This window comes from Nocardiopsis sp. NPDC055879 (assembly GCF_053615935.1).
The window spans coordinates 1-23,512 of sequence record NZ_JBSHCT010000004.1 but is presented as its reverse complement, the minus strand read 5'-3'; the positions used below and the strand labels follow the sequence as shown (position 1 = coordinate 23,512).

General features: G+C 67.3%; 18 protein-coding genes. 4 read left to right on the top strand and 14 right to left on the bottom strand.

The annotated features are described in order from the left end of the window. Position 1: 1 nt before the first annotated feature. From ACWGKS_RS05620 to ACWGKS_RS05595, 6 genes are all read right to left on the bottom strand, one after another. Complete coding sequence (locus ACWGKS_RS05620) at positions 2 to 2,185, bottom strand: iron-containing redox enzyme family protein (RefSeq protein ID WP_358513369.1); 2,184 nt, start codon at positions 2,183 to 2,185, stop codon at positions 2 to 4. A gap of 37 nt (positions 2,186 to 2,222) precedes the next feature. Further along, complete coding sequence (locus ACWGKS_RS05615) at positions 2,223 to 3,131, bottom strand: 3-oxoacyl-[acyl-carrier-protein] synthase III C-terminal domain-containing protein (RefSeq protein WP_452521868.1); 909 nt, start codon at positions 3,129 to 3,131, stop codon at positions 2,223 to 2,225. A gap of 14 nt (positions 3,132 to 3,145) precedes the next feature. After that, positions 3,146 to 4,003, bottom strand: coding sequence for an isocitrate lyase/PEP mutase family protein (locus ACWGKS_RS05610; protein ID WP_358506562.1), 858 nt, complete (start codon positions 4,001 to 4,003; stop codon positions 3,146 to 3,148). A 1,290-nt stretch (positions 4,004 to 5,293) separates the two neighbouring features. After that, positions 5,294 to 5,719, bottom strand: a complete 426-nt coding sequence (locus tag ACWGKS_RS05605) for a 3'-5' exonuclease (protein WP_358506559.1) — start codon at positions 5,717 to 5,719, stop codon at positions 5,294 to 5,296. Positions 5,720 to 6,044: 325 nt separating this feature from the next. Continuing rightward, positions 6,045 to 7,166, bottom strand: a complete 1,122-nt coding sequence (locus ACWGKS_RS05600) for a DNA-binding protein (RefSeq protein WP_358506556.1) — start codon at positions 7,164 to 7,166, stop codon at positions 6,045 to 6,047. A gap of 383 nt (positions 7,167 to 7,549) precedes the next feature. Continuing rightward, positions 7,550 to 8,476 (bottom strand): DUF1963 domain-containing protein, encoded by a 927-nt coding sequence (locus tag ACWGKS_RS05595; RefSeq protein ID WP_358506553.1) that lies wholly within the window; start codon positions 8,474 to 8,476, stop codon positions 7,550 to 7,552. 231 nt (positions 8,477 to 8,707) lie between these two features. On the opposite strand from ACWGKS_RS05595, the gene ACWGKS_RS05590 reads away from it, so the two are divergent. From ACWGKS_RS05590 to ACWGKS_RS05575, 4 genes are all read left to right on the top strand, one after another. Next, positions 8,708 to 9,034, top strand: coding sequence for a hypothetical protein (locus ACWGKS_RS05590; protein WP_358506550.1), 327 nt, complete (start codon positions 8,708 to 8,710; stop codon positions 9,032 to 9,034). A 465-nt stretch (positions 9,035 to 9,499) separates the two neighbouring features. Beyond that, on the top strand, positions 9,500 to 9,772 hold the full coding sequence (locus ACWGKS_RS05585; RefSeq protein ID WP_358506548.1) for a hypothetical protein: 273 nt from the start codon (positions 9,500 to 9,502) through the stop codon (positions 9,770 to 9,772). Beyond that, positions 9,765 to 10,379 (top strand): DUF6879 family protein, encoded by a 615-nt coding sequence (locus ACWGKS_RS05580; protein ID WP_358506545.1) that lies wholly within the window; start codon positions 9,765 to 9,767, stop codon positions 10,377 to 10,379. The genes ACWGKS_RS05585 and ACWGKS_RS05580 overlap by 8 nt, the downstream gene beginning before the upstream one ends. A gap of 46 nt (positions 10,380 to 10,425) precedes the next feature. Continuing rightward, positions 10,426 to 12,816, top strand: coding sequence for an ATP-binding protein (locus ACWGKS_RS05575; RefSeq protein WP_358506580.1), 2,391 nt, complete (start codon positions 10,426 to 10,428; stop codon positions 12,814 to 12,816). A 128-nt stretch (positions 12,817 to 12,944) separates the two neighbouring features. Here the strand turns inward: ACWGKS_RS05575 and ACWGKS_RS05570 are convergent, their stop codons facing one another. The 8 genes from ACWGKS_RS05570 to ACWGKS_RS05535 all read right to left on the bottom strand — a co-directional run. Next, positions 12,945 to 14,402, bottom strand: a complete 1,458-nt coding sequence (locus tag ACWGKS_RS05570) for an MDR family MFS transporter (protein ID WP_358506542.1) — start codon at positions 14,400 to 14,402, stop codon at positions 12,945 to 12,947. A 755-nt stretch (positions 14,403 to 15,157) separates the two neighbouring features. Beyond that, positions 15,158 to 16,129: a hypothetical protein gene (locus tag ACWGKS_RS05565; RefSeq protein WP_358506539.1), complete on the bottom strand. Its 972-nt coding sequence runs from the start codon at positions 16,127 to 16,129 to the stop codon at positions 15,158 to 15,160. 11 nt (positions 16,130 to 16,140) lie between these two features. Beyond that, positions 16,141 to 16,707, bottom strand: coding sequence for a hypothetical protein (locus ACWGKS_RS05560; RefSeq protein WP_358506536.1), 567 nt, complete (start codon positions 16,705 to 16,707; stop codon positions 16,141 to 16,143). Next, positions 16,704 to 18,311 carry a hypothetical protein gene (locus ACWGKS_RS05555; protein ID WP_358506533.1) on the bottom strand — a complete coding sequence of 536 codons (1,608 nt, stop codon included), beginning with the start codon at positions 18,309 to 18,311 and terminating at the stop codon, positions 16,704 to 16,706. Before ACWGKS_RS05555 ends, ACWGKS_RS05560 begins: the two co-directional genes overlap by 4 nt. Before the next feature lie 73 nt (positions 18,312 to 18,384). Next, positions 18,385 to 19,200: a hypothetical protein gene (locus ACWGKS_RS05550; protein WP_358506530.1), complete on the bottom strand. Its 816-nt coding sequence runs from the start codon at positions 19,198 to 19,200 to the stop codon at positions 18,385 to 18,387. Between the two features lie 155 nt (positions 19,201 to 19,355). Next, a complete protein-coding gene (locus ACWGKS_RS05545; protein WP_358506527.1) occupies positions 19,356 to 20,057 on the bottom strand; it encodes a Crp/Fnr family transcriptional regulator in 702 nt (233 codons plus the stop codon). Between the two features lie 359 nt (positions 20,058 to 20,416). After that, entirely contained in the window at positions 20,417 to 23,260 is a 2,844-nt protein-coding gene (locus ACWGKS_RS05540; protein ID WP_452521862.1) for a HelD family protein, read from the bottom strand. Positions 23,261 to 23,287: 27 nt separating this feature from the next. Then, on the bottom strand, positions 23,288 to 23,512 hold a 225-nt coding region (locus ACWGKS_RS05535; protein ID WP_358508258.1), incomplete at its 5' end, for a transposase.

Here is a 23,512-nt window from a genome sequence, read left to right as displayed (position 1 = left end):
CTCAGATGACGAGTTCGGTGGACGGCGCGGGTGCGCTCTTGAGGCGGTTCACCAGGTCGACTTCGAGGTAGTAGGCGAACGAGGCGTAGCCGCGCCACACCCGCCGCCACCTCCGCCGCACCTCTTCCTCACCGCTGTTGCGAGCGACGTCGTCGAGATGAATGTTGATCAGGTCGACCGACTGCCGGGCATGCCCTGAGGAGAAGTTGTCGATGGTCAGGTGCGCTTCCTCGTAAACGGTGTCGAAACCCCAACGGCGCAGCTTCTGGATCTCGTGGAGACGCATCTCGCCGAGCCCCAGCATCTCGATCCCGAGGTTGTAGCCGACGATCTCGTCGTAGAGGGAGTCGGGGAACAGCGCCAGGCTCAACTGGTGGATCGGGAAGGCGTAGATGTCGGGAAGCTCGACCTGATCCTTGAACTCCTCACTGCGGATATGTGGGAGGTGGATGTCCATGCTCTCCAGGACACGGCGAATGAGGGTGATGTGATTCTTGGCGACGTCACCACGGCCCATCTCGTCCGCGTAGATGCCCATCAGCATGCCGTCCGCGCGACGGTCATAGCGGCCGAGGCCGCCGATCCGATGGACCCAGGCGCCGTCGACCATGCTGCCGAAAGCGGTGAGTTTTTGTCCGAAGACGACCTCGTCACGGCCAGGGACCTCTTCGAGCCTGCGGTATGGCTCGACGAGTTTGCGCCAGTAGATGGCCTCGGCGCGTTCCAGGAGCGCCTCGGGGCTGTACTCGAACCATGAAGCGTCGGTGAAGCGGCCGTCCGCTCCATGCTCGAACAAGGTCTCGGCCTCGGACAGGCCCTGCTCCACCCGCTCGCGAGCGTGGGGAAGCACATTCGGGAAGTACTCGGTGTTGACGAGACGGTGGAACAGCTCCCGGTCGTCGATCGCACCCGAGGGCTCGAACACGACGCGAGCAGGTGTGGGCCCGGCGGCGACGCGGTCACGCCAGCGCCGGGCGGCGGCGTCGCCGGCCTCGTTCGGCGACAGGGTGGTCTCGCCGCGCTCGCCGGCGTTGACGGCGTCGATCCATTCGGAGAACGTCGCGGCCTCCTCGGCGTCGAAGATCCCGAACATCGGTCCGCCGAACTTGATGGCTTCCATGAACCGGACGGTGCCGTCGGCGCGGGTCCGCACCTGGCGAGAGGAGCCGAGCGCGTCGAGGAACGCGGCGAGGTCGGCTCGATCGGGATCGGCGAACCAGTCGGTCAGAAGCCTGCCGCCGACCTTGACCTGTTTGTGCTGCTTACCGGCGAAGGGCATGTGACGGGAGATGATCGCGGCGACCTTGTCGTCGATGGACAACCCCTCGATCCAGGAAGCGAACTCGTCGGCCATGCGGAGGTACTCGTCTTCGAGGGCGAGGACGGTGGTGACGGCACGGCGGAGGCGGTTCCAGTCCTGCGCCCCGGTGGGCGAACCCTCGCACAGGCCCCGGTACTGCTCCAGGACGGCGAGCAGATCCGATTCGGCGATGGCCGTCCCGCCGAGTAGGCGCTCGTCCATACCGAGGAGGAAGTACGCGCAGTGGACCCCGATGACCTCGGGGAGCCGGCTGGCCGAGACCAGGGACAGGGCCGCGTAGAAGGCGGCGTGGACCGCGGTGAGCGGTCGGGTCTCACAGTGGCCGGCGAAATCGGTGGCGCGTAGGGGCGGCAAGTGGATCCCGGCGGCCTCCAGGGCACGGCGGCGCACCGCTTCGAGCGAGTCGGTGACGACGCCTTCGCCTTTGAGGGCGAATTGGTGAGCACCGAGACGGTTGACGATGACGGCGGGTTCCGTGGCGGGTTGCGAGATCATGTCGAGCCAGCAGCCGGCGCTCAGCGCGAGCGGGGCTCGTTGGCGCACGAGCCGATCCCACGCCGGTCCGCCCCTATACGCCTCCATACGCTCCCGGATCGCCTCGCGACGGCGGAGGATCAGCTCGACCGGGTCGGCTTCGGCTTCGTCCGAGGCGGCGTCGAGCACGGTGTCGGCGACACGCAGGGCGAGGAGCCTCGTCTGCTGGGACTCGGCGTCGCCGAGCAATCGCCGAAGCCAGACGCGGGGCTGTTGGGCGAGCACCGCGTCGACGGCGTCGCAGGTCTGCGGGGAGAAGTGGTGGGGGCGGATCGGCAGGGAGGTGGTCGTGTCGAGACGCGGCTCGTTCTGGTGTCCGGTGTTGCGCATGGTTCGCTCCGGTGAGTGTCTACCTCGGTGTGTGGTCTCAGACGTGGCGATGCAGGAGGAGAGCCGTCCGTATTCCAGGCACGCTGGACGCGAGGAGGTAGGCCCCACCGTCGCGGAGTTCGCCGGCCTCGTCGAGGTCGGTCAGGTTGATGAGCGGATCAGCGGCGAAGCAGTGTCCGAATCGGGTGACGTTGTCGAGGTACAGCTGTTCCGGGGCGAAGCCCGCCTGCAACTCCTTCAGGGACACGATCGGGAGGTAGAGGTTGTTGTGGAGGAGGCGGTCGACGTCACCCGGTTCGACGCCGGTGGCACGACGCAGGCGTTCGTTGACCTCGGCGGCGAGGTCGGCCGAGATCCGCCTCGACGGTTCGGCCGCGGTGAAGTCCTGGGCGGCGGCTGCGGCACCGAAGCGAAAACCATCGCCGGGCTCGTCGGCGGTGACGACGCAACTCGCAGCGCCATCGGAGAACAGCGCGAAGTCTTCGATCCGGTGGGGTTCGTACTCGATCCGGTCCGTGGTGATGACGAGGGCGGTCCGGGCCTGGCCGGAGTCCACGGCGGCGCAAGCCGCGCGCAGTGCCATCAGCAGGTTCGCGCATCGAGTGAGACCGATACCGGTGACGGAGGCCCGACGCAGACCCAGACCACGCACGACTCGGGCCACGAGGTCGGCCTGGGATTCGAGCGAGGTCGGGAACGCGGTCGAACAGAGGTAGAGCTCGTCGATTTCGTCGGCTTCGATTCCGGCGCGTTCGATCGTGGCGCGACCGGAGGCCACAGCCAGGTCGGAGATCTCGTGTTCGGTACGACGGATCCGGCCCCAGCCCCAGATCTCGGGGGCCGGTGTCATCTGGAGGTCTTCGACGCGCTCGCGCCAGCCCTTGATGGCGTCGTAGGGCTCGGTGATCTCCCCCAAGACATACTGGGGGGAACTCAGGTACGCCATTATCCCCTTATCTCCTATTTGCCCATTAATTCACGCATGTCGGCCATCGTGAGCGCGTCATGATTGAACTCGTGGGTGCCGTGTTCCAGGAGTTCGGTGGCCGCGCGTTTGAACGCGCCCAGCGCGACGCGTGAAAGCGAGGATCCGAGCGAGACGCGTCGGACACCGAGGTCGAACAGTTCGGATACGGTCAACCCCTGGCCCGCCCCGAGAAGGACGTTGACGGGTCGATCGACGGCCTCGCACACGCGTCGGATGGATTCGGCGTCGGGCAGGGCCGGGGCGTAGACGACATCGGCGCCGACTTCGGCGAAGGCCCGCAGCCTTGCGACGGTGTCGTCGAGGTCATTCCGTCCATAGAGGAAATTCTCGGCACGCGCGGTGACCATGAAAGGGAATTCGAGTCCGCGAGCGGCTTCGACCGCTGCCGCGACACGTTCGACGGACTCATCGAATGGCCGAACAGGGTCTTCTCTACGACCTGTGAAGTCTTCGATGGAGCCTCCTACCGCACCGGTCGACGCGGTGAGCGTGATGGTTTCGGCGACGTCCCGCGGGGTCGGGCCGAAGCCGTCTTCCAGATCGACCGAGACCGGCAGCGGCGTCGCCGCGGCGATCTGCGTCGCGTTGGCGAGGGTGTCGTCGCGAGTCACCTCGGTATTACGGTCGGATTTGCCGAGGACCGCCGCGAGACCGCCACTGGTGGTGGCCAGGGCATCGAACCCCAAGACTTGCAGGATCCTTGCGGTTCCGGCATCCCAGGGGTTGGGGATGACGAAGGGTCCGTCCTCGCCGTGGAGTCGAGCGAAGGCCTCTGCCTTGCTCCGTTGTGCGGGCTCGGTGCTGGTGACATCGAATCGATCGGCTACCATGGCTGCGCCTTTACTGCCTCTACCCAATAGAGATTCATCAGAGTGCGAACTGACATTCTGATGCTTATTTCGAGCATCACTGAATATCGAGACACTCTGAATGTTTCGACACGGATGGCTCAGAGTTCATACGATGATCCCGAAATCACGGAACGCCAATAGCACATCCATGATGTCGTGCTCGATCCCCCTCGCCGAATGCTCGGCCTGACGTTATATGAGGCTTCTTGCGGCGTCAACAGATTAAATTCATCCCCTGGCGCCCCAGAGCCTCCTCCTCCCCTAAGACAGGACCCTGGTCCATTACCCCTGGCCAAGGCGGGCATCGGAGCAGAGCGCCCGGACAGTACGAGTAAACCTTTATGTCGGTCCTACATGCTGTTGTCATGATTTGCGATGCGCTTGTCCCCCGATAGCAGCCATCCCCGATACCGGTCCTTCAGGTTGTACGTCCTGGCCATGGCTTGAGCCGGTGGATGCTGACGGCCTGGACGAGCATAATAGTGACCGGTTCGGTGGACACGATTTCATATCCGACACAGATCCGGGGGCCTGAACCTGCGATTGGCCGTATGTGGTCACACTCTTTCGGCGAGATTTGACGTGAACCGGGATCATCTCCAGCCACAAATACCCCAAAACAACATTTTCGATCCGGACGGTTTACCGGGTCCACGCCAGGAACCGAACACGAGCTCGTCGACCACCTCGGGCCCACCCTCGAACGTGCCCCGCGCCGCCCGCCCTCGGAGATCCTCGCCGAGGAGGAGAACGCCGTGGCGCCGGCCTGGGAACATCGGGGACCGCCGTCCGGTGGGGCCGCCCCCCTCTTGTCGTCGATGAGGGCGGGGCGCGCTCAAGCTCGCGTCGCCGGACGCCCACGACGACCGATGTGCCATCGATCCACCGGGCCTCCACCCGGCGCTGGAGGCCGCGCGCCCACCCGGTGGCCGCAAGTGGCCGCACCGTCTCGGCAGCGGCCCGCTACTCCGCTCGGACACACGCGGGCTCTTCGACCCGGGTCGTCCGTCGGCCTCTCCGAATCGGGGGGCGGACTTTCCCGACACCGAGGAGTACCGCGCGTTGAAGGGCCGGGAGGCGACCGTTCCCGAGGTTAGGGGCCCTCCCCCGCCCGATGCCTTGGTCCGGCACACGCACGAGGTCTTCCGAGCAGGAGGAACTCCGCGACTTCGGCACCCGCGCCGGGAGAGCCCGATCCCCGGCCATTCAGTGGAAGGCCGATCCAGGCCCCACGGCCCGGGGCGTGGATCGACCTCTACGAAGGACTCCCTACAGCAGCGCCCCTGGCGGCCTGAAGAGGCCGCCGTCCTCGAACCCACCGCCCTCCACGACGTCGGCCGTGGTCTCGTCGTGGGGCTCTGGCCCGCGCACCGCCCTCTCGGGGAGCAGCGGGCTCGGGTCGGCGTGCCAGGACACCACCAGGGAGTCCCGCGCACGGGTGGCCGCCACGAACAGCGTGGACCGCGCCTTTTGCACCTCCTGCCGGTACCGGGCCGGGTCGCTCTCGCGCAGCCGTTCCAGGTCGGCGCGGGGCACCAGCCCCTCGCTCACCCCCGCGATGGCCACGTGCTGGTATTCCAGCCCCTTGAACCGGTGCAGGGTGCCCACGTGCACCGCCTGTTCGAACCCGGACGGCGGACCCTCCTTGCCGAGTTTGGCGGCGCGCACCCCGGCCTTGTTCAGGGTGAACTGCACCTCGTCGACCTCCTCCCCTTCTCCTCCTCCGAGTGGGACGCCTTCCTCACCACCGCCCGAGCCCCTCAGTCCTGACCCGGCCCGACACCGACACACACCCCGGGGTGGCCGACAGGAACAACCCTGTCGGCCACCCCGCTCCGTGCCTCTTTCCCACCGGGGATCGCCCGCCCCACTCCACTCCCTGCGGACCCCGCCCTCTCCAACGAGCCCCCATCGGGAGCCACCCTCACCCATCCCCTGCCCTCACCGGGGGGTTCCGCCCGCACCACCAAGCAGAACATCACCCCCTCGCCACCAGCCGTTTCTCCACCACCGAAAACCTCTACGTCGTGGCCTGGGCGAGAAGTTCCCGAAGCGCGAGTGGTCCCGAGTCTGCGCTCACCTCAGCACCCGTTCGAAGCAACAGCGCGTGCGCCCTGCCCGAACGCACCCGCCCCACCGCGGGCACGACCGCCACCCGCAGTACCTGTTCCGCGTCCGGCCAGGCTCCCACCCGGGTCAGGGCGTGCGCCAGGTGCGCGGCGTCGTTGAGCACGCCCCGTTCGTAGCCGGGTGGACGGCCCCCAAGTGCGCTCTCGAACAGTTCCACGGCAGCGCCCCAGTCCTCGTTGTCGACGTGGATCATGGCTTCATGCCAGGAGAGCTCCGCGTCGGTGATCCACCACGTCCACGGCGGATCACGGTCCCGGTCCTCTCCCCGCAACCGTGCACGCGCCCGGTTCAAGGTCTCCCTGGCCCGGACGGGTGTCCCCTCCTGGCCTTGGGCCCGTGCCAGCCTCAGCTCGAACAACCCACGGATCCGAGGCGACACGTCCTGTTTCAAGACGTGCTCACACACGGTGCGCGCCTGATCGGGGCGATACTCGTGAGCATCCTGCATGGCCAGCTGCGCCAAGGCGAACAGTTCCGCGAAGCGGTCACCGCCCGCGCGGGAGGTCAGGACCGAAGCACTGGTCAACCGTCTGGCCAACAGGTGGTCATCGGCGTCGAAGGCCAGCCATCCCGCGACCTGTAAGGCCTCCGCGGCCGCCGACGCCATCTCCTTGTCATCACCGACCAGGGCGGCCTGATGGGACGAACGCGCGTTGCGCACCGCCATGGGCAACAGGTCCGTGCCCCCGGTCAGCTCGTCGAGAGCGATGAGCCCCTTGGTGACCGACCGCACCCGTGTGGTGTCGGTACCACCCACGGGCCGTTCGGCGAATATCTCCGGACCCAGGTGAAAGACACGGGCCAACAGCGGTCGGTAGCGCTCGCGAATGGCGTTCCGCCCTGCTTCCCACTCTCGGATGCGTCGTGCCAGGGACTCGGTGGTGGCCGTGGCCTCGGTTCTGGCGGCGCGCACCATCTCCACGGCCAGGCGGTGCACGTCCCATCCTGCTTCCACACGTGCCCGGTGCAGGGCCCTCGCCCATTCCGGGTGAGGGGTTCGCGGTGAAGTCATGATCCGGTCCTCCCCCACGCCGATGAGGTGATGCTCGCAAGCGTCCGTGTTCGTCCGTACCCGTCACCGGCGAAGCCCTGGAGCCACCGGAGAGTCTGGAACCGGCGCTCTCAACAGGATCGAGTCTTCTCTTCAGCGCCACGGATACCGAGGTTCTGGAAGGTGACATGAGTATCGACCTGTCGATGGCGGGGCCGCGGCCGACCGTGGAGTCCACCGATACCGAGCACATCGATCATGTGGTCGCGGCCATGGGGGCGTCGTGTGAACATCTACCACCCCGGCCGGAGGCGGACCGGTCATTGCTCATCGAACCCGGCACGGAACACGGCCTTCGCGAACAGCCTTCGCCGGCCATCCGGGTAGAGGTGCGTCGAACCTGGTCACGGGGCATTGAAAATGGTCGCGGTCAGTGCCTTGTCCCACCGAGCGGCGGCCAGGTCGTCGTGGCGGATCATGAATTTCGTGTAGTACTCCGCGTAGACCCGCCCTTCCTGGGCGAGCGGTATCCATTCGCTCGCCAGCCGGAACGCGTCCTCGTCGAGATAGGAAAACCACTCTCCATTGGCGAGGGTCTTCGCCATGATGCTGCCGACCGTCGCCTCGTCATCGGCGTACCCACCGATGACGAGGTAGGCGTCGGACGACCAGAGGCCGTAGGCCAGAGACCGAAGTTCGTCCAGGTGCGGCAGTTCACGCTCCATGTACCGGGCCAACCGCTGCTGGAAGGATGACATGTCGTCCCATTCGAGATCCTCCCAGAACTCGTGCCAGTCCTCGTCCTCGTCGCCCTCCTCCAGCCAAAGGGGTAGATCGGCTCTGAGTTCGGCGCGGACGTCGATCCGCTCGCCGACACACGCTGCGTCGGGGGGTTCCGCGACCGCGGTTTCGGTGCCGTCCGGCACGTACACGACTCGTGCGTACTGTCCCGGATCGGCCCGCGATTCGTCGCAGTCCATCTCTTTGTGAACGAAGAAGAGCAGCGTCCCGTCCGCCGGCAGGTCGAAGCCGTCGATCCTCGGCAGCGCCCCACAATCGACGGAGAGGAGCATCGGTAACGGAATGTCCCCGGCGGACGGCCACTCCATGCCCACCGGCAGCCGGGGCGCCCCACCGATGTGCCCGACCGGGGAACCCTCGCCACACCTGACCAACCCGATCGCCAAATGAAGGTGCCGGCTGAACCTGTCGATCTCGTCGTCCGGGATGCCCGACTCAAGCGCTACCCGACGAAAGTCTCCCTGATGATCCATGCCCGAGAAGATAGACCCTTTCCAACCCGGCTGTGCCGGCGAGGGGGTGGTGGGCACGACCACCACCCGCAGCGCCTATTCCGCGTCCGGCCAGGCTCGCATCCGGATCTTGTACGCATTGTGGCGTTTCCCGATGAGGATCATCCTCTCTCATCATGGCGACCAACAGCGATACGGCGAAGTGGATACCATCGCCGAATGGTGGACCTCCGTGATTTCCGGTATGCCTGTCATACGGCTGCCCGTCGCACGGGCGGCAGGGTGGTCGGATTCCGAATCGCCGACGGGGTGACACCCAATTTCCACCAAGGGCTCATCGCCTACCACGACCGCACGGTCGCCGTGGCCTGCACACGTGATTCGGCGCTACTGGCCGCAGCAGAGCCTCGAATCACCGACTTCGCCGCCGGCTTCGTGGAGTCGGGCCCGCTGATGTTCGTCCACACTCCCGCTCTGACGGCCGCCCTGGCGAAGATGTCGGGGTTTCGGGTGCTGACCCCGGAGGAACTGAACGGTCCGTTCGACGCCACGGCCTGGCCTGAGGTCCTGACGAGCGACATCAAGTACTGGCGGCCCGAAAGCCTCGGTGAGGCGCTCTTCAACCATTGGGACTGACCAGCGCCGGAACTTCACCGCTCGCCACCCGCCGCCGGCCGCAGATGGCGAACCACCGTTCGCGGTCCGGGGTGGGTGCGTACACGCCACGATCGTTGACCGCGATGCCGCACCACCGGGGCTCAGGCCCCGTCCGGAAGCTTCGAGGCACCTCGGTAGGCCCCACCCGACGCAACGGTCGGCCTCTGGTTCCGTGGACCCACGGGTGACGAACTTCGAATGGAACCCTGTCACACCAAATACAATGCACGCGCATTTTCATGTTCGCGTGATGCACGAATAAACCCAGATCTTCCACCTGGAACCAGGAAACTTCAGGACGCACTTCCAACACAGGCCCAACCCGGGGCACAGCGCCCCTATTCAGCCCGCAATGCCATAATAAGCAACTGTAAATTTACGTGAATTCGTGTTAGCCTCCCTGCACGCACCCGCCCCCGAAAAGGTGCGTGGAGGGATCCCACGATGACGCCTCGCCCCTGGGAAGCGGACCCCACCGCGACCATGAAGCGGAGGCTCGGCAGGTCACCCGCCGAGCTGGGCAACACGGACCGGGCCAGCGGATGCCCCGACATCTGGGAGCTCGACAACGGCGACATCGCCGTGATCGGACGCGATCTGACCGAGGCCTACGCGCGACGGCTTCCCCCTGGCGCCGCCATCGCCGAGGACGAACGACTCGTCATCATCCCCCGCAATACTCTGACCTCAGCGAAAGCGGACATTCCCGATGCTTGACACCATCGAAGGTCTCCCTGGTGTTCGTCTGGCGCTCGATCCCTATCTCGATGAATTCGACGCTCGGATGTCCTCGCTCAGGAACACCGATGTCTGGAAGGTCGAACGCCGGCAAGACTTTCACCAGCCGGAAAGTGAAAGCTGGATGGCGTTCCGCGATGGACGCCTTGAAGAGTCACTCCGGCTTCTGGAGAAGAACCGTCCCTCCCTTCGGAAATCGTTCGCGGCACTCGCCGCTCAGGGGTGCACGCTCCGGCGGATCCGCATCGTGGAGAAGCCCTTCACCACCTACCTCCTGTGGGAACTGCACTCCCTCCACCTGCGGGCCCAATGCGGGGAGGACGTCCGCGTCATCTCCCCCGAACCCCTCGCGGCGCTGGAGCGAAACGGCCGGGTTCCGGAAGTCGTCACCCTGGGAGACACCGTCGCCTACCGGATCCTCTATGACGCCCGAGGCGTTCTCGAAGGTGGGACGCGATTCACCGATCCCGCCATAGCCACGCGGTGTCGAGAGGAGATCGCCGCGTTGCACGGAATCGGTGAGGACCTGACGCGCTACTTCCCTCGTGAAGTGACCGAGGCGGAACTCCGCTGTGGTCGGCCCTAGAGCCCCCGAACCCGAGGAAGAGCCCGGCGGGGCCACTCGATCGAGCATGGCCGACGTCGCGGGGCGCGCGGTGCAGGCCCGGGACGTCTCTGGTGGAGTGCACTTCCACGGGCAGGACTCCAGATCCCACTTCGCCCCCGTCCCCCGTCAGCTCCCCGGTGACGTGCACGGGTTCGTCAACCGCCTGGGCGAGATGGAAGTGCTCAGCAGCCACCTTCGGGATGGGGGGCCCGAAGGCGGGCCCCGGTCACCGATCCACGTCATCACCGGGACCGCCGGGGTAGGTAAGACCGCCCTGGCCCTGCACTGGGCGCACCGGGTCCAAGAGCACTTCCCCGACGGACAGCTCTACGTCGACCTGCGCGGATACGGTGCGGGATCGAGTGTCGAACCCGACCAGGTCCTGAACCGCTTCCTCCGTGCCCTGGACGTTCCGGCCGACGCCGTTCCCCCGGACATCGATAGCCGTTCCGCCCTCTTTCGTTCGCTTCTGGCCGACCGGTGCGTTCTCATCCTGCTCGACAACGCCGCCACCGCCGCACAGGTGCGCCCCCTGCTCCCCGGCAACTCCGCCTGCGCGGTCCTGGTCACCAGCCGAGACCGACTGTCCGGGCTGGTGGCCAGAGAAGGGGCGCGCCGCCTCACCGTTCGGACGCTGGAACCGGCCGAGGCCGTGGAACTTCTGGAACACGTCACCGAACGCCACCGGCCCCGTGACGACCTCCACGAGATCTCCGAACTGGCCCGTTTGTGCGGGCGTCTGCCTTTGGCCCTACGCATCGCCGCCGAACGCGCGGCCGGCCGCCCCCACATGCCGTTGGGCGAACTCATCCAGGACCTACGGGACGAATCGGCCCTGTGGGACGCGCTGGCCACAGACGATGAGGAGGATGCCGACGCCGTCCGCACCGTCTTCGCCTGGTCCTACCGAGCCCTGCCGGAGGAGACCGCGCGCCAGTTCCGCATGTTGGGGCTGCATCCGGGCGACGACTTCGACTCGGCGTCCGCGGCGGCCCTGTCCGACCTTTCCGTCCGACGGGCTCGCCGCGTCCTGGACTCGCTCGTGGGCGCGCACCTGGTGGAGCAGATCGGCCCGGACCGGTACCGCTTCCATGATCTGTTGCGTTCCTATGCCTGGGATCAGGCCCGCCAGGAGGAGAGCCCCGAGGGCCGGCAGGAGGCTTTGACGCGTCTGCTGACCTGGTACCTGCGCACCGCCGACGCCGCCGCCCGGGCCGTTGACTCACCGCTACGCCATCTCGACCCGTGCCCGGAGTCGGACGTCGGAGCGCACCGTCATGTTCGCGAGTTCGATGACAACGCGGAAGCGGTCCGGTGGTTCGAGGTCGAAGGTCGGAACCTGGTCGCCGCCGCCGAGACCGCCGTCTCCATCGGATTGGACTCGATCGCCTGGCGTCTGCCCGTGGTACTCAGGCACGTCCACGTGTTCCGCACCCCCATGAGCGAGTGGATCGCCGCAAGCATCATCGGTCTCGGAGCCGCCCGGCGCGAGAACGAACGGGCGGCCGAGGCCGACCTGTCGGAGAGCCTGGGGATGGCCTATGTGCAGTCCCACCGAAGACAGGAGGCCCTCGGGCAACATCGGCACGCCCTGAGATTGCGTCAGGAGACCGGTGATGAGCTGGGAGAGGCCATGTCGCTGAACTCCCTGGGCCTGCTCCACCTGCGCGAGCATCGGTTGGAGGAGGCGCGCGACCACTTCGAGCGGGCGTTGGAGATCGTCCGGCGCCGGGGAGAGCGGCGTTGGGAAGGGGTCGTGCTGGGAAACCTGGCCGACGCTCTACTCGACTCCGGCGAACTCCGCGAGGCGGTGGCCTTGGCGGATGAGGCGATCGAGATACACGAGGAGACCGGCAACCGGATGAACCAGTTCGCCTGCCTGGTGTGTTCGGGGGCGGCGTGGCGGGAACTGGGGCGGATGGACCACGCTCTGCCCCGCACGCGGCGCGCGCTGGACGTCGCCCGGGAGTTGGACAACCCCGTGCGGGAAGGGTTCGCCCTCTTGGAACTCGGCAGGATCCAGGTACGTCTCGGTGACACCGAAGACGCCCTTGACGCCTTTCACGAGGCGGCGAGCCTGCACCGCGGAATCGGTGACCACGTGCGTGAGGCCGAGGCCTTCGAGGGCGTGGGCGAGGTCTATCGGGCGATCGACCGTCCGGACGAGGCCGCGAAGTTCTATCGGCAGGCGGCCAAGGAGTACCGCGGCCACCGGGAGTGGTGGCGGCTCGCGGTGTGCCTGAACCGGTCGGCTTCGGTGATGGTCGAGGCCGGTGACGTGGAGGCGGCCCGTGGGCGGTGGCGCGAGGCGCTGACGGCCTTGGAGGACTTCACCGACGCCCGGGCCGAGCGCCTGCGCGAGCAGATCATCGCCCGACTGAACGACGCGACCGGCCCCGGGTGGTCTCACCTCTGATCGAGGAGGTCGCGTACCCAGAGGTGGATATCGGTTCCGCCGGTCGTTCAGCGCGCCCGAGGCGACCGAGCCCTGAACCTCCCCAGGTGAGGTTCGGGGCTCGGTCGCGATGAACACCCGTCCGGCCGCTACTCGGAGTTCGCGGGCTGTGAGCCGCGCCCGTGTGAGTCCTTGATGAAGAACGAACCGACGATACCGAACACACCGATGATCGCGGCCACCAGGAACGAGACGTTCGCACCGTGGACCAGTCCTTCCGCTCCATACACCTCGGGGTCACGGGTGGCCATGGTCATGACGCTGACCAGAACCGCCGTTCCGATCGAGGAGGCGACCTGACGCATGGTGTTGTTCAGCGCCGTCCCGTGGGGAATGAGTCGCTGCGGAAGCTGATTGAGCGCCGCCGTGGTCACCGGCATCATGACCATGGAAACGCCGAGCATGCGCACCGTGTTCACCGACGCGAGGTAGGCGAACGAGGTGTCCACGGTGAGCACGGTCAGCATGAAGGTGGTGACGGTGAGCAGGGTGAATCCGATGACGGAAAGCCACTTCGCTCCGATGGCGTCGAAGATTCTTCCGGTGACCGGGGACATCAACCCCATCACGGCGGCCCCGGGCAAAAGGACCAGGCCCGATTCCATCGCGGTGAAGTCACTCATGTTCTGCATGTACAGAGGCAGAATCAGCATGCCTCCGATCATGGTGATGAACACGAGCATCCCCAGCACCGTGTTGAGGGTGAACATGGGGTATCGGAGAACTCGGAGTTCGAGGATCGGTTCATCCAGTTTCAGCTGACGCAGGATGAAGAGGACCAAACCGATCGCACCGACGAGCAACGGCACCAGGACCAGGGGGCTCGCCCACCCCGCGTCGCCGACCGTTCCGAACCCGTAGAGAAGGCCACCGAATCCCACGGATGAGAGAATGATCGACAGAACGTCCAGGCGTGGAAAGGTTCGTTCGGTGACGTTTCGCAGGATGAAGTACGCGACGATCAAAACGATGAAGGCGATCGGCAGCATCATGTAGAACAGGACCTGCCAGGGGAGGTGATCGACGATCCACCCGGACAGGCTCGGCCCGATGGCGGGGGCGAAGGAGATGACGAGCCCGAAGGTGCCCATCGCCGTACCGCGTTTGTCCCGAGGGAATATCGCGAAGAGAATCGTCTGCATCAACGGCATGATCATTCCGCCGCTGGCGGCCTGGACCACTCGTCCGATCAACAGAACGGGATAGACAGGGGCCAGAGCGCAGATGAGCGTTCCGGCGATGAATATCCCCATCGCGGCCAGGAACAGGAAGCGCGTGGTGAAGTTCTGGATCAGGAACGCGGTGATCGGGATCATGATCCCGTTGACCAGCATGAAACTGGTCGTCACCCATTGTGCCGCACTCGCGGTGATGCCGAAATCCCGCATGAACGCGGGCAGTGCCGTGTTCAGCAGGGTCTGGTTGAGAATGACGACGAACGCGCCGGATACCAATACGGCCAGAACAACGTTCCGGTTCACCGGATCCGGGTCGTGCGCGTTGGCCGGCCTCTCGTCCCCGTTCGCCAAGGTGAAGCCTTCTCTCATGTGGTCATTGGTCCTGGCCGGCGTGTCCGCCAGGGTTCCTGTTGTTCTCGATGGGCAGGCGGAGTCGGTGGGTGGTCGGTTCTCGACGTGTCGACGCGACCGGACCCACGCGGCCAAGACCTGCGGCCGGGCCACACGGGCATCGGCGTCGGTGATCAGGTATACGACCTCGACGGTCTTCTTCCCGTCCCGCGACGTGGCCGGGCGGGTTGCGCCGCACCGAGAAACCGGGACCATCCGGGCACGTCCACGACCTTGATCGCGCGTGTGATCTTGCGCCCGTAGGAACGTTCGGCCTGCCTGGTGGCAACGACATCCTCCCAGGATGGCTTCCTCAACCTACCGAAGAGGGTGGGCGGGTCGCCCTTGACCGTCCGGGCGTGGTCGGCGCCGAACCCCATGATCTCGGCGGCCGTCCCCGGTGGCGCACGTGGTGGGGAACCCCTCGATGGTGGCCTTCGCGCAACGATGACCGGGGACGAAGGCTTCCCGCCGGCCGGTGTGTCCGGTCGGCTCGACGGCGCCGCGGCGGCCCTTCCGAGCCGATCGGGCGAGGGCGGAACACGAGCGCGCCATCACGGGGATTTCGATGGGGAGGGGTCGCGGTCGCGGCGCATGTGATGGCGCGGACCGGGTCGTGCCCTGGCGGCCGTGACTCGTGGGAGAGCGGTGGCGAGGTGGGGCCAAAGGCCGGTATGGACGCGCGACGCCCGTCGGCGGGGCTCATCCACCGACGGGCGTTCGGGGTGCTCCGGTCACTCCTGTCGTGGTTCTCCGCTGCCCGGGGTGAAGGTGGAACGTGCCAGGTCCAGGGTGTCCTGGAGCGAGTCACGCGCTTCCTCGGGGCCGACGGAGACCATCACGTAGATCGGCCCCTCCTCTTGCTGGAAGGCGATGGCCAAGGCGCGCTCGGTGCCCTCGTCGCCGGTGGTGAGGTACTCGAAGGCGACCTCGTCCGGGTGCCAGGCGTCCTCGGTGACGGCGAGGATCTCCTCGTATCCCTCGGCCTGTCGGCTCTCCTGTGCCACGCGCTCCTCCAGGACCTCCAGCGGGGTCGCCTCGGTGTCCGATTCCCAGAGAACGCTCAGGTGGAAGGCCTCGTCGGCGGTGTCGTAGAAGACCGCCTCGGTCGGACCTTCCGAGCGCCGTTCCCAGGACTCGGGGAGGCCCAGGGTGAAGTCAGCGGGGTCCGCGACGATCCGTTCCCCGCCATCCTCGGCCCGGGGCACCTCGTCCTCGGAGGGTTCCTCCTCCACCGGGGAAGAGGCGGAGGAGGCATCCTCGTCAGGATCGTTATCGATGGAACCGGTGCCATCGGTTCCCCCCGAACCCGTTTCCTCCGATTCCGTCGCGGAGCCCTCTTCACCGGATCCGGCCCCGGTGCTGTCCGGGCCCCGGGTCCCGACACCGTCACGCTCCGGTGGCCCTTGTGGCTCCGTCGCCCACGGCGCCGGTGAGCTCGCGAGGTCCCCCTCCGTGTCACCGGCCAAGGACCGCAGCGTGGTCGATGAGCCCCCATCGGCGACCCCGCCGCCGGCCTCGGACCCTCCCGGGTCCATCACGCCGGCCACCGCGGGGGCCAATCCGGTGAACAGTGCGGCCGCGGCCAGACCCACGATCACCCCCGCGGGTGTTCCGTGTCGACCGATGGCGGGCACCTCCCGCTCCGGAGCGCGTTCCCAACGCTGCCGGTCCTTGTCCCATCGGACGGTATTCGTGCTCTTCACTTTCTCTCCGCTCAGGTCTCTTCCCGGTTCGCGTCCAAGAGCATGAGCGAGTCGCGCAACCGCTCCGCGAACTCCGCTCCCCGCGAGACGTCTCGAAGTACCGTGCTCCCACCGTTGAACAGCCCCAGAAGGCGTTCGATCAGCCCTCGCCCGGCCTCGCCCCTCTCGTGGATCTCCCGTTCCACGAGGTCCAGTTCCGCCATGACCGACCGCACCTCGAAGGTGTTCCGCAGCCCGGACAGCTCCCGCCGGATCTGTGCCAGCCCCTCCAATACCTCCTCCGACCTGGAATCCAGCCAGGTGGAGGCGTCCACGGCGACCCCTCCGGCACCGGTGACCAGGGCTCCGCCGGTGACGTGTCCGCTCACGGCCACCACGTCCGGTGGGAGCGACGCGGGGAAGGCCGCCGGCGGAACGAGTTCCTGTTCCGAGGGCGGTCCCGTCCGCCGGCCGCGATCCTCGGCCCTGCCGTCCTTGCCGGTGACGATGGCGCCGCCGGTCATCGAGCCGCCGACGAAGACTCCTGCGCCCACCTTGTCCTCCTCGTGTTCACGGCCGTCTGGCCGGTCATCGTTCATGCGCCCTTTCCTCCTCCGAAGTCGACACCGCTCTTGTGGGTGGCGGAGGAGTTGTCCTCCGCCTTGGCGCCGTCGCCCGTGGCGACGGCGCCGTTCTGGAACGAACCACCGATGAAGACCCCGCCGTCGCCGATGTTGACGATCTGCCGCTGGAACTCCTCGGTCCGATATCCGGCGCGTACCAGTGCCTGTTCGCCCCCCTCACCGATCCGCACCCGGAGCGTCTTGACGTACCTGGTCACGTCCATCTCCTGGAAGGGGGAGAGTGCGTTGGAGGCGACGATCTCCCGCAGGCTGATCAGCGGCGGGTGCACCACCTCCGGTTCGTCGTCACCGCGCCGGTCCTCGTCGGCGGGCCGGACAGCGGCCCGCGCCATCGCCAGGGGCCACCTCGACGTGGACAGGCATCGCGCCAGGACCCCGCGCACGGCCTTCTCGTCCGCCCGGTCCCTCGCGTTCGTGAGCGCCACCACCAGGCCCGCCCTCGCGTGGAACTCCGCCCGCAGCGGCGTCAGCAGGTACGGGGCGATCTCCATCAGGAGCATGCGTCCCTGGGTGTGCACTCGGACGAAGACGGTGACCACCACGCCCTCGCCCCAACCGCCCACACGCACCCGGAGGAAGTGCCGGCGCTGTTCGCCACCCTCGCCCACCGAGTCCCGTAGGTGCTCGGCGACGGCCCCGTCCGAGGCGTCCCCCACCGGGAGTTCCTCCCGCCGATATCCGCGGGGCAGGGGTCCGGGCAACAGGACGCACTCGGTGATCTCCAAGCGCCCGAGGCGATCCTGGCTGGTCTCGACCGCGGACTCGGCCAGGGATTCCAGTCGCGGCCGGACCAGGTCGATGACCTCGCGTTCGGTGAGCGGGGCGGTGCCGTCCCGGTCCTCGGAGGGCTGGAGTTCCAGGGCCAGGGACTGCTTCTCCAATGCGAGCCCCGCGCCTTCGAAGGGTGATCTCGGGTCGTAGAGGGTCACCGGCGAGTACTGTTCGCGGCCCACCATCGCGAGCGCGCTCCGGTAACGGGCGTCCACCCTGGGCGAGTTACCGGTGAAGGTCTCCTCGCTTAGCTCGGTGGCCGGCACGTGCGCCACGTGGTCACGGTGGGCGGCCACCATGAGCGACGGCAGGAACCAGGCCCCGACCCGGTCGATGCCCGCACGCAACCGATCCCGGTTCTCGCCCTGAAGCACCGGAAGGGCGGCGAAGGGCAGCAGGAGGACGATCAGCGACAAGAACAGGCTCGCCTGCCAACCGCCGGAGCCGTCCTCTGCGAACGTGTCCGCCAACGCGCGCACGAACCACAGGCAGAGGATCGTGAGCAGCAGGGCGCCGAGTATCCAGGCCCGCACGATCCTGGCCGCGTACTCCCGATCGAGTTCCCGGGCGCGGACGCAGTGGGCGAGCACCGGCACCAGGTCGAACCCGAGGGAGGGCGAGACCACGTGCTTGGGCGAGCCCAGGATCAGCCCGAGGACCCCCGTGCGGTAGTGCTCGCTCAGGTAGGCGCTCACGCACAACAACCGGGTCACCTCACCGGGGGCCTCCTCCGGTCGTCTGTTCTCACCGATGGGGACCGTGTGGTCGAGAGGTGTCTTCGTGGTCATCGCGGCTCCGTACGTCATCGTGCCAAAGGGGTCGTGCGAACAAGGGGGCGGTCGGCCAAGGCGAACCAGGGGGTCACTCCCGGCGCCGGACGGGTTCGAAGATCACGCTTTGGCGGTGGCCGCCGGTGCGCCGCCCACCGGTGGCGGCGGTCCGGCCGGTGTCCCTGGCCGTTTCCGGGTTCGGCGCCGGTTCCGGCGGCATCTCCTCCGTCCAGGAGATGCCGCCGGAACCTGTCGAGGGGTGGGGGATGTGGAGGTGGCCGCGGGCCCTGTAGTCCTTGGCCCGCAGGTCCACGTCGATCTCCCGGAAGTGGCCGGGCGCCAGGGCGGTGTAGCCGCCCAGGACCGCGTCCGTGTGGACTCGGTCGGTGAGCGCCGCCACGAGGAGGGTGATGTCGGGGTCGGCCTCGTCCAGGGCCCGGCGCAGGGCGGGGGCGTCCAGGAGCCGATGGGTCTCGTTCATCGCGCTGCCGACACCGTCGCCGTATTGGAGTCCCCCACTGTCGGGAAGCGGGCCGAGGCCGATGGACAGGCGCATGCGCAACCGCAGGTTCCGATCCACCCGGGCCAGCGTGGGCTGGGCCTCGGCGAGCACCTCCTGCACCCTGCCGAGCAGGGGGTGGATCAGGGCGGGGAGGTGTTCGGTGGGGACCCCGACCACGTAGCCGTCCCCGGTGTGCTGGGGGAAGGAGGCCTCCTCCCACAGCGCTTCCAGCCCGGACCGGACGAAGCCCTCGCGCAGCACCGACCACACCATGCCGTTGAGCAGCTGTTGGTGCCGTGAGGCGAACCGCGAGTACTTCTCGGCGTCCACCGCCAGCACCGCGCGGTAGGGCGGCATCGGCGAACTCGTGCCCTTTTCGGGCAGCGGAGGGTAGAGGGTCGACATGATCGGGGCTCCCAAGGGATGAACACGGGCGATTTCGGACTGCGCAAACCCACCCTTGTGGGTTTCGGACCGGGGCGATGTCCAGAACTGGACACACTTCCGGGTTACTTACGAAAGTCGTGCGGTGGAGGCCGGTGCGGGGGTCGGCACGGGGGTCACTCCCGGGGCGTGGCCAGGAATCGGAGCCGTTCCACGTCGTGGATCACCATGACCTCACGACCGGTGGAGACCACCCCGTCACGGCGCAATCGCCGTAGTTCCTCCTGGATCCACGAACGTGATCTGCCCACCACGCCGACCAGTTCCCACTGGCTCAGCCGGAGTTCACGCGTGTGGCCGGCTTCGCCATGTCCGGGGGCGGTGGCGGTGGAGAAGCGGAGCATGGAGGCCGCGAGTCTTTGGCGCGGATTCAGGGCCAGGAGTTCGGCGCGCAACCCCTCACTCTCCTCCTGGCGGCGCACGATGTGCTTCCACAGCAGGCGGTCCAGGTCCATGCTCCTGATGAGACCGCGGAACCGGTCACCCTTCAGGGCGTAGGTCGTGCACCGGCCTCCCGAGGCCCGCACCGTCGCCGTTCGCGGGAGTCCGGAGAGCGCGGAGAACTCCCCCAGCGCCTCGCCTGCTCCGCGCAGGGCCACCAGGGTCTCGATCCCATCGGAATGCGTCACGGACACCTTGACGTTTCCGCGGTCCAGAAAATAAACGCTGTCGTCCGGTTGTCCTTGGTGAATGATCTGTTCACCGGACAGAAAGACCCTGATCCGACCCGCGTCGATCAACGTGTTCCATTGTTCGTTTCGCAGCAGACCTCCGAAACCCTGCCTTCCCACCCCACACCCTCCGCGCACACAGTCCATCGGCATCCACCGTGGTCGCCGGGTCTTCATTCTCCGATACCGAAATCCACCGAATCAGGACTTCGGCGAGGAGTTACCCATCCGTGACCCATGGGGCGTTCGATGAAGATTACTTCCAGGAACGCCTTGTGCAAACGACATTTCCCGACCGCGAGAACACCACGGGGTCACCATGGAATATGAAGAAGATTCACCTGAGCAGGAGAGCGATAAAGACAAAGGGGTGATCCTCGGTAAGGGTGCGGATCCGATCATCCCTCGATCCCACCGGACTCCTGTTCCCACCATGACGACGCCGTGGCCTCTCCCAGGCCACGGCGTCGTCCTTCGGCAGGACCGTTCCGAAGAACGATCAGGGCTCAATCAGCGGCACGCGCCCTCAGCGAGGTGGCGGCCTCGCCCCGCCACTCGTCCTCGTCGTGCCAGATGACCGCCACCCCCATGGTTCCGGTGAGCGCGGCGGACGCCCACTCTTCCTTCGGTTCCTCCGCCAGGACCAGGCACACCCGATCGGCCTTTGACCCCCGGGACCAACGCCACTCCAACGCCTCCAGGGCGGCCTCGCGCAACCGTTCGTAGCCGGTGTCGGTGTCGGGCAGGATCCGGTACAGCACCGACCCACCGACCGATGCGCAGATCACGTCCTCACCCTCCGACTCGGTCGGACGGTGTCCCGCCTTGTACAGGCCGGCCAGGAGGCTGTGGCGCAGGAAACCGGCCGCGCCCTGGTCCTGCGGTCCCCTCGCCCGCGCGCGTGCGGCCAGGAACAACGCCAGGTGTTCGGTGGCGGTGGGGTCCTGCGGGCCGCCTTGTGGTGGAACCGGTGAGGTGTGCGCGCCCATCCGCTGTTCTTCCGTTTCCTTGATGGTGGTCTCGGCCCGGACGCGCGCGGAGATCCTGGAGGCGACTCCGGCCCGGTGTTGCAGCCAGGTGCGTTCGGCGTGCACGGTCTGGTAATCGACCACGGAAGCGGCGACGCGGTCCAAGACCAACCGGTAGCCCTCGTGTTCCAGCTGCCAGAAGCCGTCCGCACGCCGCGTCTGGCGCCCCTCGGCCAGGAAGTCCGTGAGCATGGCACGGACCTCGACCTGGGCGTCCCACGCGCCTGCCCGGTGCAGGACCGCGAACCGGGCACGCGCCGCGGCGCCGACGGTGATCTCCTCCGCCCGGGCCCCTTCCCTCAGCCGGGCGGGGGTGTCCGCCCCGGCCGGTGGCTCCAACACGTTGACCGGTGGACTCGTGGGAAGGGGATGTGCGGTGCGGTAACCGTCGCAGCCGGGTTCCCGGCACCAGCCGTCCGGGGATTTCGTGCGGTTGTCGCAACGCCGACCGTCGGCGTGGTGGCGGACGCAGGCACGCTCCTCGTGCTCGACCGGTGCGTTCGGGGCGAACAGGCTGTCGGGCAGCGCCCCGGCGTACAGGACCGACAGTGTTCGGGTGCACCTGGTCAGCGCCACGTAGAGTCGCCCATGGCCTCCAGGACCCGAACGTGCGATCTCGCGGGGTTCCACCAGCACCACGTGGTCGAACTCCAGGCCGCTGACCGTGGACGCGCCCAGGACATGGACGTTGTCACCGGTGAACGTGGGATCGGAAGCCAACGCCCGCGCGATCGTCTCCATGTGGTTGGAGGCGTCGTCGACGATGACGGCCACGGAACGCTCCCCCGCACCGGCCGCCAACTCGTGTACACGACGCCGGACACCGTCGACCAGGTCGTCCCGGCCCAACCGGGTCATGGACAACTCCCCGTCTCGGGGCGCCCGGAGGGTGGTGGGGAAGGTCGTCAGTTCGGAGGCGGCCACGGCCGCGGGGACCGCGGTGTGCATGACCTGACTGGGAATCCGGTACCCGAGGGTGAGTTCCTCCTGCTCCCAGCCGTCCGGCAGGTCCAGGTGCTCGGTCAGCGCCGACCAGTCGGCGTAATGGTGCGTTCCGGTGGCCTGGGCGAGGTCGCCCAGGAGGGTGAAGGAACCGGTGGGGCAACGGCGGGCCAGGGCGCGCAGCCGCATGGGGGTGAGGTTCTGTGCCTCGTCGACGACGATGTGCCGGTGACGATCGGGGGTCTGCCCACTGAGCAGGATCCGAAGTTCCTCCAGGCAGGGCAGGTCCGCGCGGGTCCAGGTCGCCTGACCGACCGGTCCGACCGGGCGACGGTGCAGGATCGAGCGCTCCCGGTCGGTGAGGACGTCTTCGGACACCCGGGCCAACAGGTCGGCGTCATTCAGGAGGCGGCGGTACAGACGGCTCTCGGAGACCTTGGGCCAGGTGGCGTTGACGGGACCTGACAGCTGGGCGGTGACGCGCTGACGCAGGGCACGACCATGTCCGCGAGGGCTATAGGTGACCTGGTCGATCATGTGGTCGACGAGCAGGTCGGTGAAGCGCTCGCGGCGGACGTCCAAGGGCATGTCCAGGTCCTGTGTCCGTTCGAAGAGCCGTTGGATCTCCGCACTGTCCACCGCGAGGGTTTCGTCGTCGATGTGAGCGACGAGTCGCCCGTCGTCGAGGAACTTGGTCCAGGCGCCCTCGTTCACCGTGTCGTGGACGGCTCGGCGGAGGACCTGCGCCATGCGGGCGTCGGACTTGACCTGATCCTGCTCGATGGTGTCCTGGCCATCGATACGCCCCGGGCACAGGTCGTCCACGCGCACCGAGGTCACCCCACGCGTGCCGAGAGAGGGCAGCACCTCGCTGACATAGTCGAGGAAGTGCCGGGTGGGGCCGACGACGAGGATCTGTTCCGGGGTGAAGTGGTCGTTGTCCAGCAGCCAGGTGACACGGTGGAGACCGATGGCGGTCTTGCCGGTTCCGGGGCCGCCCTGGACCACCAGTGCGCCCGGGCGGTCGTGGCAGACCAGGTCGAGCTGGTCGCGGTGGATCGTCTCGACGATGTCGCGCATCAGCCCGTCACGGGAACGGTCCAGCTCCTCGTGGAGGAAGGGGTCTTCGGGCATGCCCGACTGCTGCTCGCCGCGGGCCTTGACCATGGCCGCGACCCGTGCCGGGGACGGCGTCCCGTAGGTGGGCCCACCGACGTCGCGGACGAGTTCGTCGTGGTAGTCGACCACCCGTTCACCGCGACAGCGCAGGCGCCGGCGAAGCGTGACCACGCCCTTGTCGGTTCCGCGTTCGCGCCGCCAGCGTACGGCCGCAGGGTTGGTCCACTTGATGACGAAGACTTCTCCACTTTCGTCGCGCACGTTCTTGCGACCGATGTAGAGCTCATCTCATTTGGTGAGTCTGCGGAAGCAAATCAATGTGCAGGCGATGCCGGCGAACGCGAGGAAGTGCTCAGCCTTGCGCTCGTAGCGACGATGGAGTCGGCGGCATCCGGCCAGCCAGGCCATGGTGCGCTCAACCTGCCAGCGGTGGCGCCCCAACCTCTTGGAGGACTCCACACCCTTGCGGGCCAGGCGATGGACGATTCCGCGTTCGCGGAGCCATCGGCGCAG